Source organism: Gordonia hongkongensis, from assembly GCF_023078355.1.
Lineage (GTDB): Bacteria > Actinomycetota > Actinomycetes > Mycobacteriales > Mycobacteriaceae > Gordonia > Gordonia hongkongensis.
Genome location: NZ_CP095552.1, coordinates 2720037 through 2739434 on the forward strand (window position 1 = coordinate 2720037; position 19398 = coordinate 2739434).

General features: G+C 63.1%; 13 protein-coding genes and 1 pseudogene. 7 read left to right on the top strand and 7 right to left on the bottom strand.

Features of this window, described 5'->3' with window-relative positions; all coding sequences use genetic code 11:
• Positions 1-140 precede the first annotated feature (140 nt).
• Positions 141-827 carry a ZIP family metal transporter gene (locus tag MVF96_RS12335; RefSeq protein WP_247449215.1) on the top strand — a complete coding sequence of 229 codons (687 nt, stop codon included), beginning with the start codon at positions 141-143 and terminating at the stop codon, positions 825-827.
• A gap of 209 nt (positions 828-1036) precedes the next feature.
• On the opposite strand, the gene MVF96_RS12340 is transcribed toward MVF96_RS12335, so the two are convergent.
• Positions 1037-2152, bottom strand: coding sequence for an alpha/beta hydrolase (locus tag MVF96_RS12340; protein ID WP_247449216.1), 1116 nt, complete (start codon positions 2150-2152; stop codon positions 1037-1039).
• A 124-nt stretch (positions 2153-2276) separates the two neighbouring features.
• Between MVF96_RS12340 and MVF96_RS12345 the strand changes: the two are divergent.
• From MVF96_RS12345 to MVF96_RS12365, 5 genes and pseudogenes are all read left to right on the top strand, one after another.
• Positions 2277-3790, top strand: a pseudogene (locus tag MVF96_RS12345) (DUF3375 domain-containing protein).
• Positions 3791-3837: 47 nt separating this feature from the next.
• Positions 3838-4770 (top strand): DUF4194 domain-containing protein, encoded by a 933-nt coding sequence (locus tag MVF96_RS12350; RefSeq protein WP_418930447.1) that lies wholly within the window; start codon positions 3838-3840, stop codon positions 4768-4770.
• Positions 4767-8111 carry an ATP-binding protein gene (locus MVF96_RS12355; RefSeq protein WP_247449218.1) on the top strand — a complete coding sequence of 1115 codons (3345 nt, stop codon included), beginning with the start codon at positions 4767-4769 and terminating at the stop codon, positions 8109-8111. Before MVF96_RS12350 ends, MVF96_RS12355 begins: the two co-directional genes overlap by 4 nt.
• 469 nt (positions 8112-8580) lie before the next feature.
• Positions 8581-9444: a ParA family protein gene (locus MVF96_RS12360; protein WP_137810624.1), complete on the top strand. Its 864-nt coding sequence runs from the start codon at positions 8581-8583 to the stop codon at positions 9442-9444.
• The gene (locus MVF96_RS12365) at positions 9441-9980 is read left to right on the top strand and encodes a hypothetical protein (RefSeq protein WP_212743655.1); all 540 of its coding nucleotides are present in this window, start codon (positions 9441-9443) and stop codon (positions 9978-9980) included. Before MVF96_RS12360 ends, MVF96_RS12365 begins: the two co-directional genes overlap by 4 nt.
• A 1421-nt stretch (positions 9981-11401) precedes the next feature.
• On the opposite strand, the gene MVF96_RS12370 is transcribed toward MVF96_RS12365, so the two are convergent.
• Positions 11402-13069: an AAA family ATPase gene (locus MVF96_RS12370; RefSeq protein WP_137810594.1), complete on the bottom strand. Its 1668-nt coding sequence runs from the start codon at positions 13067-13069 to the stop codon at positions 11402-11404.
• 128 nt (positions 13070-13197) lie between these two features.
• On the opposite strand from MVF96_RS12370, the gene MVF96_RS12375 reads away from it, so the two are divergent.
• Positions 13198-14520, top strand: coding sequence for a DNA-methyltransferase (locus MVF96_RS12375; RefSeq protein WP_247449222.1), 1323 nt, complete (start codon positions 13198-13200; stop codon positions 14518-14520).
• Between the two features lie 582 nt (positions 14521-15102).
• On the opposite strand, the gene MVF96_RS12380 is transcribed toward MVF96_RS12375, so the two are convergent.
• The 5 genes from MVF96_RS12380 to MVF96_RS12400 all read right to left on the bottom strand — a co-directional run bounded on the left by MVF96_RS12380 (position 15103) and on the right by MVF96_RS12400 (position 19213).
• Positions 15103-15708 (bottom strand): class I SAM-dependent methyltransferase, encoded by a 606-nt coding sequence (locus MVF96_RS12380; protein WP_247449224.1) that lies wholly within the window; start codon positions 15706-15708, stop codon positions 15103-15105.
• A 72-nt stretch (positions 15709-15780) separates the two neighbouring features.
• Positions 15781-16212, bottom strand: coding sequence for a hypothetical protein (locus MVF96_RS12385; protein WP_247449225.1), 432 nt, complete (start codon positions 16210-16212; stop codon positions 15781-15783).
• 238 nt (positions 16213-16450) lie between these two features.
• A complete protein-coding gene (locus MVF96_RS12390) occupies positions 16451-17080 on the bottom strand; it encodes a uracil-DNA glycosylase (RefSeq protein WP_247449226.1) in 630 nt (209 codons plus the stop codon).
• 9 nt (positions 17081-17089) lie between these two features.
• Positions 17090-18343 carry a hypothetical protein gene (locus MVF96_RS12395; protein WP_159370838.1) on the bottom strand — a complete coding sequence of 418 codons (1254 nt, stop codon included), beginning with the start codon at positions 18341-18343 and terminating at the stop codon, positions 17090-17092.
• 222 nt (positions 18344-18565) lie between these two features.
• Entirely contained in the window at positions 18566-19213 is a 648-nt protein-coding gene (locus tag MVF96_RS12400; protein WP_238994889.1) for a DUF3558 family protein, read from the bottom strand.
• Positions 19214-19398: the final 185 nt, after the last annotated feature.

Sequence of the window (19398 nt, forward strand, 5' to 3'; positions counted from 1 at the left end):
CGGAGGGCCATGCACCCCCTGCTCCCTGAGGAGGCCCGGAGCTTGCGGAGGGCCGTCACGAAGGGTCTCCCCAACCCAACCCACCACACCTCCGCGCGCCGCAGTCGCCATCGCCCGCGACTCGGAGCAACCTTGTCTTCATGCTGACTGCAGTTCTGTACGGGCTCGCAACCGCCATCCCCATCGCGGTCGGCGCGGCGATCGGTCTGCGCTGGAACCTGCCGAATCCGGTCCTGGCGACGCTGATGGCGTTCGGCGCGGGCACGATGATCGCGGCAGTCTCGACCGAACTCTTCGAACCCGCCTTCACCCAGGCCGGCACCGGCGTCGCAGCCGTCGCGCTGTTCTCCGGGACCGCGGTCTACGTCGTCGCCGACCGGCTCGTCGAGACCAAGCTCGGAGCCACGGCGATCGGTCCCGCACTGATGATCGGCGTCTTCCTCGACGGCGTACCGGAGAACACCGCGCTCGGCGTCTCACTGACCGCGGGTGGCTCGCTCGTGCTGGTGGTGGCGATTGCCGTCGGCAACGTCCCGGAAGCGGTGAGCGGCGCGTCGCTGATGCGGCGGGAGCACGACGCCTCGATGCGCTCCGCACTCGCGATGTGGACGTTCACCGCCGTCGTCCTCGTCGCTGTCACGGTCGGCGGTTACGCGATGGCCGACGCCATCCCGGCGACCGCGATCAGCGTGGTCCAAGCCTTCGCCGGCGGCGCGACGCTCGGTGTGCTCGCCAACTCACTGATGCCGGAGGCCTACCGCGAAGGTGGCTGGTGGGTGGGCCTCGCGACCGCGGGCGGTTTCCTCCTCGCCTTCGTCCTCGGCTGACCGCTTACTCCTCCCCGAGGATGGCGTACCTAATGCTCCATGAGGTGCGAGGAGCGCAAGCGACGAGCCACGAAGGGCGCCCGCAACCCCGCCGCTTCCTGAGGAGGCCCGGAGCTTGCGGAGGGCCGTCACCCCCTGCTCCCTGAGGAGGCCCGGAGCTTGCGGAGGGCCGTCACGAAGGGTCCCGCCCAAACGCAAAGCCCACCCCCTCAGTGCGTCTGCGCAGCCTCGGGGTCTCCTTCGACATGCCCTTCGGCCAACTCCGACAACGCCCGGAACACCCGCTTCGACGCCTCGGCCCAGGGCATGAGGATGGGGAAGACGTGGAACATGCCGGGTTCTTCGATGGCGTGGGTCGTCACGTCCGACGCCTCGAGCCGTGCCGCGAAGTCGCGTATGCCGTCGCGGAACATCTCGCTGCCGCCCCAGCACACGAACGTCGGTGGGAACCACGACGGATCGGGTTCACCGTTGATCGGTGACACCCGCGCGTCGTTCGGCTGGACGCCATGCAGGTACGGCGTGACCGGGATGCTCCAGGGGAGGATGTCGTAGGGCGCGTTGTCGGTGATCGACGGGTGGTCGAGGTCGAGGTCGATCTCGGGGGAGAACAACGCCAAAGCGCCCGGACGCGGTAGGTCGTGGTCCCGAAGGTAGGCCACCAGCGACGCCGCGAGACCACCGCCACCGGAGTCGCCGGCGACGATGATGTGTTCTGGGTCGACATCGCGTCCCAGCAGTCCGCGGTAGACGTCGGCTGCGTCGTGAACGCCTGCGGGAAAAGGGAATTCAGGTGCCATCCGATAGTCGGCGATGAACACCTCATGCCCGGAGATCCGTACGAGCGACGACGCGAACGCCGAGTACATCATCGGCGAGGTACCGATGTAACCGCCGCCGTGGAGGTACAGGATGGTTGCGCCGATCTCCTGCTTGTCGTCAAAGTCGTCGACATATGCGTCGGAACTCGCCTTGGCACGACACCACAGCCCGGGCACGCCGCCGACGATGTCGTCGGTGAGTTCGACGCCGTCGGTCAGCTCGACGAAGGGCGGCATCACGACGCGGCACACGTCGTCGAGGATCTTCTCCATCGACCGGAACTCCTCGATCGGCAGTCCCATCGAGTAGCCCATGAACGCACGGATGGTCTGGCGGGTGACGGACTGGCCAAGGTTGTCGAGCAGCCCGGACGGGCCCGACCACGGCTTGCGGAACGGGACCCGCGCGAGGCCGTTGATCATGCTCTGCGCGAGTCCGACGACGGTCAGCGCGGTCACCGGCGCCGACGCGGTCTGGACCTCCGGACGATCAGCCATCACCATGCCGCCAAGCGTAACGAGCGTGCCGGTGCCCGGCTGGACACGCGACCCACCGGGTGGGGCGGCGGTCGCCAGGCGTGGCAGACTACCCGGGTCCTCTAGTCCCCGAGATCCCCGTGAGGCGGCGATGGAGTTCTCAGCCTTCCCGGCTCCGGTCGAGGCCCCCGGCGCGTCGAGCGGCGCCGAGTCTGTGCAGCTCACGCTGGCCGACGCGTGGGAATCGAACCGCTCGATCCAGAAGTCGGCGGTGGGACGACTCTTCGCGGCCACCAACTCGGCTCTCTACGTCACCTTGATGGAACGTCACCTCGACTACGGCGCCAAACTGTCCGAGACCGAGCTGACCGTGCGCCTGGACCGCGACCTCGCCGACCTCGACCTCACCGATCAGGCAACCGGCCTCGACCTGGTCAAACTCTGGGCTCGGCAGGGCTGGCTGCACCGCGTCACCGACACCACCGACCCGCACGCCCCGAACCTGTGCCACCTGACCAGTGAGGCGCGGTCGGTCCTGGACTTCATGCGGCGTCAGCGTCGCGAGGACTCGATCGCCACCGGCGGCTCCATCACCGGTATCGCCGCCGAGCTCCGACGCGTCGCGGGTCAGGTCAGCAACGACCCCGACCAGATCCGTTCGGAGATCGAGGCGCAGATGTCCGACCTCGACGCCGAACTCGCCGACCTCGACGCCGGCCGACGCCCCCCGGTCGACCTGCGCGTGGCCGAGGACGCCGCCCGCACAATCGGCTACCAGATGGAGCAGATCATCTCCGACATCGGGCAGTACGGCGCGATGCTCGACCGCATCACCACCGCGCTGCTCGACGACCCCGGCGACTCCGACCTCGCCTACCGCGATCGCCAGCGTCAGCTATTCGACGACTACGAGGCGCTCCTCGACTCGCCGCAGTCCGCGTCGTACCAGGCGTTCTCGCACCTGATCCAGGATCCGGAGCGTCGCGCGCGCCTGAAGTCCGATATCGAGACCATTATCGACAGCTTCCCGGGCATTGACGCAGGCCTGCGGTCGGTGATGGACAACTTCTTCGGCCTCGTGACCCAGCAGATGGCCGAGGTCGGCCGAACCCGGCAGCGGTGTGCACGCCGTATCCGACGCTTCGTCGCGTCCGGCACGCTCGAGCAGAGCCGCGGTCTGGCCCGCCAGCTCAACGACGCCCTGGCCACCGCCAACGAACTGCTCAAGACGTCACTCGCCGATCGTCGCATCGGTTACGAGCTACCCCTGGCCGCGCCGACGGTGAACTCGATCGGCCGACTCGCCTTCGAGATCCGCGAACACGTGCCGCCCGCGCCGGCGCTCCCGGCCGCCGTCGACGCCGATCTCACGTCGTTCGCATCGCTGTCGGGCCAGGTCGACACCACCGAACTCACCGACACCGTGAATGCCGCGGTCGCCACCGGGCCCGTCGCCCTCGCCGACGTCATCGACGGACTCGAGGAGCCGTACCTCGCGCACGTGATCGTCCTGTGGTCGTGGGCCTCGAAACAGCAAGCGGCAGGGGGAAGGTACCGATGACCACCGTCCGCTTCCGGTCCCTCATCGGCGACGACCACGCCATCGAAGTCCCCGACCTGACCTTCACCGAACCGATTCCGACTGCGGAGGTCGACGCCGAATGACCACCACCGACGAGACCGACCCCTCGCTCCCTGAGGAAGCCAACAACATGCTCCCTGAGGTGCGAGCGCAGCGAGCCACGAAGGGCGACCCTGCGAAGCGAGCGGACGACTCTCTGCCCCCTGAGGTGCGAGCGGACGACCCTCTGCTCCCTGAGGTGCGAGCGCAGCGAGCCACGAAGGGCGACCCCAAGTCCGACGCTGCGACCAGCGCCCCCGCGACCCCCGACGAATTCGCCGGCTTCGACGACCTGCCCACCGTCGCGAACCGCGCGGCGACCCACACGCCGAACGCTCCCCGCTTCGACGGCGACGTCAGCGAGCTGCCCGACCGCGCGTGCTGGGCACTGCAGAACCTGTTGACCCGCCGCTACGTCAGCGGCGACCGGCAGCCGCAGCTGTGGTCGTGGGTGGCCGAATACCAGGACGTGCTGCGCGGTCGTCTCTCCGAACTCGACCTCCGGCTGCGCATCGTCGACGAACTGCAGGTCGCCTTCGTCGAGCAGGCCGGATACGACTCGCGGTGGGGCCGAAAGATCCTTAAGCGCGAGACGATTCACACCTACGACGCCATCCTGGCGTTGCACCTGGCCAAGTACGTGCGTGCCGCTCGCGACGAGCCGGTCCTGATCACCCGCGAGGAGATCCACGAGCTGTTCGCCGGCGTCACCAACACCATCGACCGCGACCTCGCGCTCTTCGACAAGCGAATCGAACGCGCCCTGGACAAGATGGAGGAGCTCGAGTTTCTGCGCAAGCAGCGCGACGACGCCGACACCTTCATCGTCAGCCCGGTGATCTCCGCGGTGATGACGGCGTCGGTGATCACCGACCTACAGCGACAATTCGAGCAGTTCATCGGATCCGGTGACACCGGGGAAGTGCCGCCGGAGGACCTCGCCGACGAGCCTGCGGAACGCGACGACGACGCTGCCGACCTCGACAATGCGTACGGCGAGAACGACGAAGGAGACGACTGGTGAGCGGGCAGGTCGACCAGTACCACCTGTCCCGGTTGCAGCTGATCAACTGGGGCGTGTTCGACGGGTATCACTCGATCCCGTTCAGTCCCAACGGTTCTCTGATCACCGGGTCGTCGGGTAGCGGTAAGTCGTCGTTGCTCGACGCCATCTCGCTGGCGTTCCTGCCGGATCATCGACGCAACTTCAACGCCTCGGGCGATGCGACGGCGGCCGGATCCTCCAGCGGCAAGCGCACGGTCGGCAAGTACGTGCGCGGCGCGTGGGGTGAGCGGCGCGACGGCACCAACGCCCACCGCGAGATCATGTACCTGCGGGGCACCGGCCCGGCGTGGGCGGCCATCGCGGTCACGTACACCTCAAGCTCCGGCGAGGCCATCACCGGCCTGGTGCTGAAATGGCTTGCCGCGGGCAAGATGACCGACGCGCACAGCTCGTACTTCATCTACGACGGCGACGCCGACATCGTCGAGGCCTGCAACGAGTGGGCCGCCAACAACTACAACTCGGCCAAGTTCCGCGACCGCGGCTGGCGCGGCGGACCCGGCGAGGGCAAGTACCTCTCGACGCTGTACTCACTCATCGGAATCCGCGGCTCCGACGCCGCCCAGCAGCTCCTCGGAAAGGCCAAGTCGCTCAAGAGCGTCGGCGGACTCGCGCAGTTCGTGCGGGAGTTCATGCTCGACGCCCCGACCAGCATCGTCGGCATCGCCGACGCCCTCGACCAGATCGACCCGCTCGTCGAAGCCCGCGAACTACTCGACGTCGCGCGCCGCAAGCGCACCATCCTCGGCAACATCGAGGAGGTGCACGAGCGGTACGCGGGGGAGTCGGCCACCTTCTCCGTCCTCGACACCATCGACAACACCACCATCCGCAGCTACGTCAACAACCTGCGGATCCACAACGCGCAGCCCGAGGTCGCCGACCTCGACGACCAGATCACCCGCCTCGACGGCGATCTCGCCGCGCTGACCACCCAGCACGACCAGCTCCGCCAGGACCACAGCCTGCTGCTGTCCCGGATCGCCACGTCCACCGGCGACCTCGCTCCGCTGCGCGAACAGCTCGGCGGCGCACAGAAGCTCAGCACCGAGGTCACCGCCCGACGCAACGCGTACGAGGACAAGGTCTCCGCGCTCGGCTTCACCCCGCCCACCCGGGCCGAGGGATTCTGGCTGCTCCGCGAGGAACTCACGGAGGAGGCCGCCAAGATCGACGGTCAGCTCGACGCCGGGCGCGCCCACTATGCCGAGGCACTGGCCAGCGAGGTCGCCGCACGTACCCGCCGCGACGCCGCGTTGGAGGAATTGGGCCGCGTCGAGAACGCCGGCTCCGCGCTGCCGCGCACCGAGCACGAGATGCGCCGCGCCATCGCCCACGGACTCCAGATCGACGAGTCCGAGCTGAAGTACGTCGCCGAGCTCGTCGAACTCGACCCCGACGAAGAGCGCTGGCGCCTAGCCGTCGAGAAGGTCCTGCGGAACGTCGGCCTGCGCCTGCTGGTGCCGGACAAACACTTCCGCGCCGCCCTGCGGTTCGTGAACTCGCACGACATGCGCGGCCGGATCCAGCTGCACCAGGCCGACTCTCGCCCGATGCCAGTCCTGGAACCGGGGACCCTGGCGTCGAAGCTGCGTCCCGTCGACGCCTCGCACCCGTGCGCGGCCGAGGCGATGACGGTGCTGTCGAAGCTGGGCAACCACATGTGCGTCGACAGTCCCGGCGAGTTCTCCCAGCACGCCAAGGCTGTCACCGACCAGGGTCTGCGCAAGGATTCGGCGAAGCTCGCGGTGAAGGACGACCGCCAGCAGCTGCGCCGGTCGCAGTACATCTTCGTCGGCGACGTCGCGTCGAAGATCGCCGCCCTGCGCGATGAACTCGAGTACGAGGAACGGGCGTTCGAGGATGCCCGCCAGGATTGCGCAGAGCTCGATCGTGAGCGCAGCGCCAAGGAACGGCGCCGCGACGCGTATCGCCGTGTGTGCGAGCAGTTCACGCAGTGGAACGAGATCGACGTCGACTCCGTCGATGACCGCGTCGACCAGCTCACCGATCAGTACGACCTCCTGATCGAGGAGAATCCCGACGTCGAGGCGTTGCAGCGCAAGGCCGAGGACCTGTGGGAGCAGGTCCGCAACGCAATCTCGCAGGCCGCGTTGGTCAAAGACAAGATCGCCCGTCAGGATTCGCGGCGCACGCAGCTCCTCGACCTCATCGACCGGTTGAAGCCCGAAGACGTTCCCGCTCAGGCGGAGAAGACCCTCGACGGTTTCCGCGAGGACCTCTCGGCAACCCTCGACGTGCTCAACCCGGAGCCGTACCGCCAGGAGATCGTCAAGGCCGCGAGCCGCGAGCGCGACCGGATGCGCTCTGATGCCCGACGATCACGCGACGAGCTGGCCCGGATCCTGGACACCTACGACGAGGAGTTCCCTGACGCCATCCCCAACGACAGTGACGACTTCGACGAACGCATCCACGACTATGTCGCCGTCTGCCGCCGCATCGACGAGCGCGAGCTGCCGTCGGCCTACGAGCGGATGCGCCGCCTGATCACCGAGCAGGCCCCCGGCGCGATCCTCGGCCTGCACATGGCCGCCGACGCCGAGGAACGACGCATCGTCGAGCAGATCGAGCGCGTCAACACCGGGCTGGGCGCGGTGGCGTTCAACCGCGGCACCCGCCTGCGGCTGGTCCCGGGCCGCAAGAAGCTCGCCGCGGTCGAGGAGCTGACCGAGAAGGCCCGCCAGATCTCCAACCGCGCAACGGCGGTCAGCTTCGGTGATGAGCAGGCCATCCTCGAGCAGTACTCCGACATCCTGCTGCTGCGCGAACGCCTCGCCGGCAACACCCCGGAGGACCGCCAGTGGACGCGCGACGCCCTTGACGTGCGCAACCGCTTCGACTTCTACTGCGAAGAGCATGACGCAGAGTCGGGGGAGACCATCCGGACCTACTCCAACGCCGGCGACAACTCCGGTGGCGAGCAGGAGAAGCTGATGGCCTTCTGTCTCGCCGGCGCGCTGAGCTTCAACCTTGCCAGCCCTCACGGCAACGACAACCGGCCCATCTTCGCCCAGCTGATGCTCGACGAGGCGTTCTCGAAGTCGGACCCGCAGTTCGCCCAGCAGGCGCTGTCGGCGTTCCGGAAGTTCGGGTTCCAGCTGATCATCGTGGCCACAGTCCAGAACACCAGCACCATTCAGCCGTACGTGGACAACGTTGTGATGGTGTCGAAGACAGAGGCTGGGCCGGAGTTGCGGCCGGTTGCTACCGCTACGTCGACAGGGATCAGAGCGTTCTCGGAGCTGAGGCGGTCGGGGAGTCAGTTGCCAGTGTGAGTGTCCCTACCCGCCGACATCGAAGGTCGAAGGGAAGGCGTCCTTGAGCCTCGGCGTACACCCAAAAGGACACAGTATTCACGCTTTCTGGCGCGCCTGCGTTGCAGGCCAGACCTCCTCCATCAGGTTGCAACCCTGCTAGTTCCGTCACAGCAGGTCGGCGCCGAGTCATCGAAACCGATGGGCGGGGACTGTCGGTCGTTCTGCCCGAAGGAGGGTCCTATCTTGACAGCTGCGTGAACAAGGTTCACACTAGTCCTTACGTGAACATCTTTCACAGGGGAAGGCGATGGCGGACGAACTCGTCGGACTGGCGGAGGTTGCGGAACTCGCAAAAGTAGGCCGCAACGTGGTCGCAAACTGGAGAAACAGGGATGATCGCTTTCCGACGCCTGTGGCTGAGTTGCGGAGCGGTCCCGTATTTAGTCGCGGATCTATCGATAGGTACTTACGAAGAAGGGGTAGACACATGGCGAGTGTTATTTCGACAATAAACCTAAAGGGTGGGGTGGGAAAGACTACAACTACCATTGGTTTAGCGGAATTACTGGCGACGCAATTCAAGAAACGCGTTCTGGTGATTGATCTCGATCCGCAAACCAACGCAACTACTGTGCTAATCGGCGAAGAGAAGTGGCGCAAACTCAACGACCACGGTTTCACCTTGGCCTCACTGTTCGAGGATGCCTTGCGGGCAGAGGGGGAGGACAGTCGATTCGTATTGGAGAAGGTTTTACAGAAGAACGTCAGCCCAGTTGCGGAAGTCCGCAACGTTGACTTACTTCCTTCGTCCCTGGACCTGATTGACGTCCAAGACCGTTTAGCCTCAATGTCGTCTGGCAAATTTTATTCGAACAATCCAACTGATCTTCTTCGTCGTGCTGTGAAACCGATTCTTGATAACTATGACTACGTGCTTGTTGATTGCCCGCCAAACCTCGGGATTGTCACTTTGAATGGGCTCAGGATTAGCGATGGCTACATCATCCCAACGATCCCAGATGTGTTAAGTACATACGGAATTCCCCAGATCCAATCGCGAGTAGAGGCTTTTGCGCACAATCTTGGAGACACGATCCATGAATTAGGAATCGTCGTCACCAAGTACAGGGCCGCTTCCACCGTGCACAACGCGACCATTAAACGTCTTCGCGAGAGTGATGACTTGCCGGTTGTGTTCGATACGGTAATACCCGAGGCGAACGCCATAGCCGGGTCCGCGGAGTTTGCGGGCACGTCTACCCTCCGCCAGAAGTATCAATACCAGGGAGGTCACGAAGTTTTTCGGACCTTGGCTGGCGAGTTCATCAAGGCAGTCGAGGATGTGACATGAAAAAGGAAATGGATGATTCTTTGGTTGTAGACAGTGCGGCCGCCGCATTGGCGGCGTTACATAGAAAGGATCCGAATCTCGCAAAGTGTTTGGCTCGATTGACGGAAGCCGTGGCAACCGAAGCGATGCGTAGTCCTAGATTCGCGACTGCGATCGCCGGCGCGCTCGTGTCGGATGAAGAGCTGGTGAACCCGTCCAAACGAATCGGACGCCGTTCGCCGGGTGTGCTCAATCCATTCGAAGTGTACGCGGACTCGGGAGAATTAGGCCTCCGTAGCCAGCTTGGTGCTCTCAAGTTGGATGAGTTACGTGACATCGTTGCTGAACATGGAATGGACCACGATCGTCTAGCGATGAAATGGAAAACCCCTAGCCGGGTGATTGATCGAATTGTTGAGAAGGTCTCGTCACGGACAGCTAAGGGCTCTGCATTCCGCACGTCTACAGAATCATCGCACGGCCGTGATGCCGACCGAGGCACTGGAATGAGTCTTCGGACCCATGAGAACTCGGATTTGCCTCCCGAAGGGCATTGAACCTAGCGGTGGGTAGATTTGTGGTTTTCACTGTCCTGGGCTCTTAGCAACGATGCAGCCAGACCGTTACCGAAACGGTATCCGTGAAGTTGACAACTCGTAAATAGACCGCTGAAGGCGGCGTGTCATCCGGGGCCGCTCTCAGAGGAGACGAGATCAAACTCGCACGGCAGCGGCTCTCGTGTGAACTGCAATTCACGAACCTTCCGGTCGGGCCTCAGAGTTGGGCTACAAGATCACCACTTCCCGCACGAGCTGGGACACGTGATCAATATTGCCCACCCCGATCATCGCAGCCCCTCCGGGCCACGCCAGTGCGGTTTCGCTACGGTCAGGCACAACCTCGGAGGGACCGATCACGTAGGACCATCCGTCTGTCGCGAAACCCGACCGCGCCTCTATTAGGTACGACGACGATTGGTGGTACCCATCTCGGCCCACATAAGTGCCGTCAATGCTCCACTTACATTCGAACATCAATGCTCTCGATCCCGCCCGGCAGAGCATCACGTCAGCTCCGATCGTTTTACGGGCGACGTTCACAGCAGACGTAGCAGACCAGTAGGGCGATTCGACACCGTACCGCTTCGCGGCGCCTGACGCTTCGAACCAAAGGTCCCAAACGTCCTGTCCTATCGCGACTTCAAATTGCGGACCAACTGACTGGGATGCGCTCAGCGGGGCCTTCCACCGGACGCGTCCATTTAGCCCACGCAGTGCCTGGAGAACCTCGCCAAGGACAGACAGGTGGAACAGGCGCCACTGCAAGTCCGGGATCGGTTCAATAATTTCGTACGCGAGGAACTCGAGGTCGGTCTCTGCTCGTACGAGAGCGTCTGACACCACCGCGAGCGTTGACCACGGTGCGCCGGAGCCGGCAAGCGACCGAATGTCGAGGCGATCAGGGCGTACGGGTTCCACGTCATCAAATTCTAGGTCTACTACCGCCGCCATCGATGTGATGTACGGTTCGATCTGTTCCGCGAGTAGCTTCGACGTCGGCTGGACTCCATGCAACATTGCGTCCAACCGACGAGCTACCCACACCAAGACCTGCACCGTAGTTTCATCGTGCGTACGCGACCGGGGGTTCCCGACCCAGGCGGACGGCGGCCACCCAAAGCGCCGCGCCGTCGAAGCCCAATCCGTCGGCCTTAGCGGCCGGGAAGCCACCTCGCGCGACAAGGTCGCAGCGATCGGGACATGCGGCAGCCATTCCGATGCGACCAGAGGAAGGCGCTGCAGGTCGGGCGTCATCCTTTCGAGGAGCACTCGTGACGCGCGACGTTCAATATCACGCGCGGACCACTCAAACGAAGTATCCACGCTGCCCGCCGCGCCGAGGGCCTCATATATCTGGCCGTCACTGGTCCATCCTCGGAGCAGTTCACTTAGACCTCGGCGTGGAAGGGCCGGCATTCTTAACTGAGAACGTTGCGTTGCTTGGCTACCCATATCCACTGTCCGTGCGGAAGGCCGTTCTCATCGGTCACGATTCGTTCTTGCAGCGCATCGAAGGTGCGATCGTCGAATCCGGCGAGGTAACGACCAACGCCCATCACGTATGCCTCAGCTAGCAACTCCGAAAGAAGTGGGGTGTCGACACCTTCTGAGTCTTCTGCAGGCCAAACGGCGTCATCGGGTGTCGGAGGCAGACCGGCCAGCAAGTAAGACGCCATACGCAGGAACACAGCTGGGCCAAGTGCGGTGGCGCTATCCGCCAGGTGCGCGGCATACAGACCCGAGATCGCCGCAACTGCGTCGGCGGCGAGGCTCACGAACGTCTCCTCAAGCAACTGTGTGAACTGCCCTGGCTTGATCGCCGGCACAGGGATGACGACAAACCGCCTAGACAGCGCCTGACCGAACCTGAACACTCGCTGCGCGTCTTGCGGGTTGTAGGTTCCGAACAGACGAAAGTCGGTACCCGCTAGGTAACGTAGCTGATCCGGGTCGTCGATGACGGTCGACCGCTGGCCCTTGCCCCAGCCGATGTGGATCGCGGTCCCGCCGTGAGTCTCGGACCGCCCCACCTCGACCTCCTGATCTGAAAGCCACGTCAGGAGCGGACCCATGATCTTGTCCATGTCGCCGCGATTGGTCTCGTCCAGAATCAGCCAACGGTCCTCATCGATGGCGCTGAGTAACGCGCCGGGTGTCCAGCGCAGTTTGCCGTCCGTCGGATCGGGGGCGAGACCGCCGATGAGCTCGAACGAGGTCCAACTCTCATCGGGGGTTCGCCACATGGGGTCGGGAGCGAAGCCGTCAGCGAAGCCGAATGCCTCGGGTTGTTTGGAAATTTCGGTTAGCGCCCACTTCAGCAACGTGCCCTTACCTGTCCCTGGTGGGCCGACGAGCAGGATGGATGCAGTGGTCTTGATCGCGAGCCGGAGCATCCGCTCGACGCGAGGGTCGACGCTGACGGACGTGGGGGCGGTCCTCGGCGCTGACGTAGTCTGCGTCGACGGCGCCTGTACCACCACCGACTCGGGTGGTCCGAGGCTCTCGGGAATCGTCGTTGCGTCCCACTCGACCTGTCCGAGGAGCGGTACGCCGAGCGGTGTTTGCGAAGTGATGGCGTCGAGCTCAGCTTGAGAGAGGCCCAACCGGTTGAGTAACTCTACCTTCGCGACGGACCAGTCGTCGCCCTCTGCAAATTCATGGTCAAGGAGGATCAGCACAGCTAGTGACTGCCACGCGGGCTTCTCCGCCGGGAGGAGCGCGCCGAGCAAGACTGCTGCGTCAGGAAGGAGACCCCCGCGGATGTCGTGGTTGGCGAAAAGCGTAAGAGACTTCTTGTTCCCACCCCGGGAGTTGTTGTTCCAGACGGTCTTGCGTCCCGTTCCTTCGACCGTCTTCCAGTCGTACCGGAAGGGGGCGAGTCTCCCTAGAGGGATTTCGGGCAAGACGGTGAACACCTCGGGGACTGCCAAGCCGATGTTGCTGAAGGATGGTAGAGCACCGTCCTGGTTCGCGTGCACCCACTTCGCGGAGAGGAATGCCTCGTAGGCGGACGCGTCTTGAGTGGAGTACTGCAGGGATTGGAAGTCCGCTAGGGCGGCGTTCATCGCCTCTGCGCTCAGCCGCATGCTGGTCCTCTTTCATCGACGTGGTGGATACCACCTTCACGTAATGCTGACAGGCTAGAGGAGTCCTAGAGCGCGACACGCGGGCACTGCGAGCGATCGCCGTCGGTGAGACGCTCTAGGGTTGCATCATGAGCACCGGCCGCAGTTCCCAGACTCCTCAACGACGGAAGCGCGTTGCCGGGCCACCCTCCCCAGACTTACCAAACATCTATCCCCGGACAGCGATCGCAAAGTTGGATCGGACGACGTACGCGGAGCGCACAGAGACTTTCCCAATCGAGGCGGTCGCTCCCGTTGTGGGCATGGCTCCGTCGTTCATCCGAAAGGTTGTCGGCAACAAAAAGCGGGTCGATGTGGCGGACATATTGGAATTGCTTGACCAGGACGCGTTCGCGGAAACATTCGTGCCCCGTAGTCGGGTTCTGGACTATTTGTTCTCGAACGCTGATGCGAAGGCCGTAAAGAGGATCGAGCAGTTTTCTGATGAACAGAAGTACAAGTTAATCCATGGCGACTTTATGCAAGTCGTTGATTCCCTTCCTGCTGGAAGCGTGCAGTGCGTTGTTACCTCAACTCCGTACTGGGGAATGCGCATTTACAAAGAGTCCCGCGTCGTCAAGTGGTCCGACGGCGAGGAGTGCGCCTACGGCCACGAGCAAACGCCCGAAGGCTTCGTTCGTCACACAGTCGAGGTACTTCACCGGTTGCGCCCAATACTGACCGAGTCTGCTTCGATCTGGTGGAACCTGATGGACACCTACATGACGCGGACGCAGATCCGAGGGAACGCATACGAGGCTTTGCAGGCGATGGATGGCCGCAACCGAAAGAAATGGGGCGATCACGAGCATCATCGATACAGCGCCGGGCACGCGTACGTAAAAGACGGGGAACAGTGTGGGATCCCGGCGTTAGTAGCCTCTCGGGCTAGCCGAATCGGGTACTTCGTTAAGAGCACCATTACTTGGGCGAAGATCATTAGCCTGCCCGAACCGCAGAACTCCCGCGTGAGCCGTAGCTTGGAGTATGTTATGCACTTCTCGACGCAACGGGCTCCTAAGTTCGAGAAGGAGGCCTACCGCCGCCTAACCGCCAGTATGGGTGGGCGGAATGCTCTCTACGAGGGAGATAAGCTATCCGACGTGTGGGTTCTACCAGTCTCGTCCGGTGGAGATGGCCATGGAGCGCAATTCCCCCTCGCTTTGCCTGGACGGTGCATCGCGATCTCCACCGACGTCGAGGACGTTGTGCTCGATCCTTTTGTCGGTTCAGGGAACACAGCAGTCGCTGCGCTTACACTGGGCCGGAAGGTCATAGGCGTAGACGTATCCCAACAGTATCTGAACGTGGCTGAGGAGAAGGTTCGCGAACTTGACGAACGTCTGCCGATCGACACTGCGACGAAGTCTCCAGTGCAGGTTGCGGAGGAGATCTTCCGCAAGACAAGTTGATGGTTGCCCAAATTCACTTAGCAGCGATCTACGCGGTGCGAGACACCGGTGACAGTCGATTCTGCAGTAGATATGGCAGTAGACCGCGGTTGCCGTTCTGGTTCGGTCTATTCGGACATGACGTCCCAACCCTGTTTCCGCGTTCAATTTATCGGTCTGAAGTCCCTGCGGCCGAGGTGATCAGCAGGAGAAGAGACCCTCTTCCAGCAACTGCGTCAACCTGGAGAATGCTTGCAGTGCGGTCCGAGACGGACAACTATTGCAACCAATCAGTTGACGTCTCGGCGCTAACCCGTACAGCTCACGTGCGAGAGCTGCGCCGGTGTCGTAGGCGAGGACGTAGTGTAATTGATTACCTAGGCAGAGGAGCCACGTCTGCCGTCGATGCCGGCGGTGCAAAGCGCTACGGCGGCACAAATGACTTCCCATCGGCGCCCCGGGACTACGTCCTAGCGACGAGAACGGATGACGATGATAGCCATATCGGACCATAATTAGGTTGCCGCGATCGAGAGACCGCCGACGGCTGATTCGCTTGTCGTCAGAGCTCTTGACGGTTAGCGCACAGATGCCGACCAGTTCCTACGCGGGCCGCAAGACCGCTACGAGGAACTCCGACTTGTCGGTGAACGGGCGGACGTCCCAGGACTCCAGGAGCAGGTCCTGAGCGAAGCCGGCGGTGGCTGCGTTCTCGAGGAACTCGTCGAACGCGTAGTCCCGGCCGGCGCCGAACCCGATCACCGCGCGGCCGTCGTCGCGCAGATGTGCGCGCAACCGCTCGAGGACGGTGACACGGGTGCTCGGCGCGAGGAATGCCATCACGTTGCCGGCCGAGACGATCAGGTCGAACGGTTCGTCGATGCCGCGGGCGGGGAGGTCGAGTTCGGCGAGATCGTTCACCAGCCAGCGCGGGCCCGGATGGTCTTCTTCGGCGGCCTGGATGAGGACCGGGTCAACGTCGACGCCGACCACATCGTGTCCGACCTCGGCGAGGTACCCGCCCACGCGTCCTGGGCCGCACCCGGCGTCGAGGATGCGGGACCCGCGCGACGCCATCGTGTCGATGAGCCGAGCCTCGCCGACCAGGTCGTTGCCCTCACGAGCGAGGGCGCGGAAGCGCTCGACGTACCAGCTCGAGTGGTTGGGATCCTCGGCGGACTTCTGCATCCAGATGCTTTGTTCGACCATGCCCGCATTCTGCCAAATGTTCCGGAGCATCGACCGTGGCGAAACGCAACGGGGCGTTGGCCGACTGTCAGGTCACTTCTGGCGGAAGTGGGGCGCTGAACGCGGATGCCAAAGGAGACTCAGTACAGCGACTTCGATGACCAACAGCACGACGTCGAGCGTGCTGGTCACTGACCTGTCATAGGTTGCTACGGACGTGATCCCGGAGACGATGCCTACCGCGCCGATGGCGGTGGCCGCCACGCGTGCCCAGCGGAAACCGCGCAGGTTGGCGTACGCAAGCAGTAGCCAGAGTCCGGCAAGTGCGAGGCAGGACGCGACGATCAAACCGGTCGCGACGTTGGTCCCGGTCTCGCTCGCGACATCTAGTGCGTCAGAGCTCCGATACGTCGATCTGTCACCGAGGCGAACGGACTGCCGCAGACGTGCTTCTTTCCTGACTGCGTCGACCAACGAGAGCGCGCGGAACATGCCGATGAGCTGGATGCTCGCTCCGGTGATCATCAATCCGGTGGCTAGCCACACCGTGGACGGTGTGGACGCGGAGCGTGTTCGCAACACTCGTTGCGCACCATGCGTGTCAGTCGTCATGCGATGACAGTAGGGCGGTTCGACGGCAGCGAGAGATTCTGTTGCACAGCGCATTGGCCCATGCTGGTCGGAACCGTGTGGGCGTCTCGAAGCTACGACTGCAGCCGGTGGCCGAACGTCGCCGCAGTCCTCATCCGTTCCAGGTAAGTGCTCAGGCCAGCATGAGTCTCGTCGATACGTCGGCTATCGCGGCTTCGAACCGCTCGCGCCCGCCCGCGGTGTTCAAGCCGCGCATCGAACAGTGCGGAATCTTGCCTGCCGGCACGTAGATGCCGGCGCGCGTGATGGCTGCACGACGCCAACCATCGCGAGCGGAACCACCGAGAAGCAGGACGATCTCGAGATTCGGGAGCAGGTTCACCACTTCGTGGGTCCAACGTGCCCCGCGCGCCCGCTCCGTCGGGGTCGATCCACCGTTCTTCAAACCGGCAACCGGGAATGGCACCACATTCCAGTGGACGACATCGCCCCAGTCGACTCCGTGGCGCGCGTACGCCTCCCGGCAGTTCCGCGCGGTCCGGTCGTTGTTGTCCAGGCTTAAAAGGCCCGACCCGCTTGTCGATTCGGCCTTGGTGGACGGGTTGTCCAGCAGCACGAGCATGCGGGCGTTGATACCGCCGGTGTCGGGGTCGACGTAGGGCACCTCACCTCGGTGTAGTCCTTCGGCATCGGCGACCCGATCGGCGAGTTCGTTGAGTGGCGCAACGTGGGGTTCACGAATCCGCGCCAGCTTCGCCGCGACCACGTTGGGGTCCGCGTTGCGTCCGTTCGCCGGCCCCATCGTTGACCTCTACGAGGCGATCGCAGGAAAGACGATCACCGAACCGTCCTTCTCCTGGACCATGTCGATGGTGACCTCCGACTGCCGTCCGGCAATCTGCACCGCCTGCCCGAGATCGCGCAGTCGACGCGTTGTGTTCAGCAGTTTGTCCACCTCGCCGGAGGAGAACATGATGTCGCGGATGCCGTGAGACCGGTCAAGTTGCAGCGCTGACAGGCGAAGCAAGACGCCGTCAAGGCGGCGATCGATTGCTTCGATATCTTGTTGCTCCTTATGCAGCACCGCAGCGAAGCGTTCGAACGGGTTCCCTTCCGACAGTTGCGCGTGCTCAACCGCTTGCAGCACGATGACTCGCCTCTTCATCGCGATAGCAAGCCGGGCTAGCTGGACGTGCACGTAGAACTCGCTGCCTTCGGCCTCTACACCCGGGATCGCCCCGACTAGTTTGTTGAGTTCGACCTTGTCGCTGTCGAACGTCTGCAGTGCCTTCTCCCACTTAACGATTCGGGACGACGCTTTGGACACGGCGCTGTCGATCGCAAACACTGCGGAGTCAAGTCCCAGGGACACCCCTATTCGCCCCTCGTCCAGGACGATGGAGGTCGCCTTCTGAATAGCACCCCGGCATGCCTCCAGCGCGTGCTGTTCGGACTCCAGGTTGTCAGCAACAAGCTTCTCGAGTAGTTCAGTGATCCTCTCGAGGGTTTTCTGACGCTGCTGGTCGGCGTGTGCGCTTACGCCAACGGCCACGGCCATCAGGACCAAGGGCGCCGCGACAGTCAGTGCCGCGGCGCCGGCACCGGCAGCGGCTGCCTTTCCCGCGGTCACAGGAACCATCGTTGCTTGACCCACGATCTTTGATCCGTTGGTCAGCGCAGTGTGCACTCCGCCCGAAGCAGTCGACGCCGCCATCGGCTTAACCATCCCGCCTGCGACCTGTGCCGCAAACTTTGCCGGTACCTGCATTCGGTAGAGCGTTTCGCCACCGTCGGTGAAGACCTGCGGCGTGTTCTTTACAAGCTGTGAGAGCTGCTGCGCCAACGGACTCACACCGTGCAGGTGGATACCCTTCGACCGATCGAGGGACTCGGGTGCCGTATGAGCCTCCAGCGTCGTCAGGGGCGTCTCGCTTAACTCGGCGAGCGCGCGTCGAAGCCCCGCGAGTCGATCAGGAGTTAGCGCTGTGTCGCTCAGAACAGCGGGGATGTCCGCCTCATCCGTTGCCAGCGTCCACACCGGCACCTCTACGAGCTCCTTGGCCATCAAACCTCCATCTGCGTGGTGACCAAACGAATGTAGCGGACAAGGCGGACACAATCGCAGTTCGTCTGAACGGGGGACAGAACCCACTCCTACTGAACAGACACGAGATCCTCGGGCTACGGAAGGCAAAGTGTGCACGCGTGATCGCGCAGGCTAGCTTTGCACTTCGGGTCCGATCACACCCACGTCGTTGATCAATTGCCCATAAACAGGTTTGGAAATCTACTCCGGGATCCGGCTGATCGTACTCTTCAAGAAGTCTGCAGCCTCGCGACAAATCTGAGCCGTAGAGGGGGCGTCGCCGCCAAACTTGATAACTGATGTGACTACGACTGCATCTCCGGAACGCACATAGACTGCGCAGTCGGACGGTGCTATCGAACCAACAAGTACTCTACGGCCCTGCATTACCAGATCTGAAAACCATTCCGTTCCTGAGCTGTTCAGGGCCTTATGTCCGTCCAACCCATCCTGTGGGTGCACAATGTCGCCGACGTACTGCGAGATAGCTGACAGGTTATCGTCGACAAAAGTCCATTCACAACCGCGAGCTGTCTGGAAGTCAGACGCAGCAGCGTCACTGACAGATGATGGGTTAAGGCCAAAGTTGCGGAGCACTTCCGTCGGTACTTGAGTGCACGGCTCATATGGACTTCCATCGTTGTTGATACTCCAGCGATTTGGGAAGTCGGTATCGAACGGAAGCCTCAGTCCTGCATCGTCCGTCTGCCGAATGGTCTGTATCGGAGTCGAAGAACTAGGTGACGATGTGATGGCTGCCGGATCGCCATTGGTAGAGCATCCACTGGCCAGGCTGGCCGCAACGACACAAATCGAGAAGCGACCTACAGCCCTCGCGATGTCACGCACCAAGGCCTACCGCACCCTCGTTATCAACACCCTCGATCCTGTCGGCCGCCAGTCGGCACTGCTCACTTAGGCTGATTGTTCGGTTCACTTGCTCAGTGAGAGTCTCTGACAGGCGCTCAAGCGACCCTCTTAAGGCTTCGTGAAAAGAACGACCCTCGACGCAGTCGCCGAACCAATTTGCTCGA

Bases quoted from the DNA above. Each gene is read 5' to 3' on its own strand.
- MVF96_RS12335 (WP_247449215.1), top strand. From the start codon at position 141: ATGCTGACTGCAGTTCTGTACGGGCTCGCAACCGCCATCCCCATCGCG.
- MVF96_RS12380 (WP_247449224.1), bottom strand. From the start codon at position 15,708: ATGGTCGAACAAAGCATCTGGATGCAGAAGTCCGCCGAGGATCCCAAC.
- MVF96_RS12390 (WP_247449226.1), bottom strand. From the start codon at position 17,080: ATGGGGCCGGCGAACGGACGCAACGCGGACCCCAACGTGGTCGCGGCG.
- MVF96_RS12395 (WP_159370838.1), bottom strand. From the start codon at position 18,343: ATGGCCAAGGAGCTCGTAGAGGTGCCGGTGTGGACGCTGGCAACGGAT.
- MVF96_RS12360 (WP_137810624.1), top strand. From the start codon at position 8,581: ATGGCGAGTGTTATTTCGACAATAAACCTAAAGGGTGGGGTGGGAAAG.
- MVF96_RS12365 (WP_212743655.1), top strand. From the start codon at position 9,441: ATGAAAAAGGAAATGGATGATTCTTTGGTTGTAGACAGTGCGGCCGCC.
- MVF96_RS12385 (WP_247449225.1), bottom strand. From the start codon at position 16,212: ATGATCACCGGAGCGAGCATCCAGCTCATCGGCATGTTCCGCGCGCTC.
- MVF96_RS12375 (WP_247449222.1), top strand. From the start codon at position 13,198: ATGAGCACCGGCCGCAGTTCCCAGACTCCTCAACGACGGAAGCGCGTT.
- MVF96_RS12350 (WP_418930447.1), top strand. From the start codon at position 3,838: ATGCTCCCTGAGGTGCGAGCGCAGCGAGCCACGAAGGGCGACCCTGCG.
- MVF96_RS12370 (WP_137810594.1), bottom strand. From the start codon at position 13,069: ATGCGGCTGAGCGCAGAGGCGATGAACGCCGCCCTAGCGGACTTCCAA.
- MVF96_RS12340 (WP_247449216.1), bottom strand. From the start codon at position 2,152: ATGGTGATGGCTGATCGTCCGGAGGTCCAGACCGCGTCGGCGCCGGTG.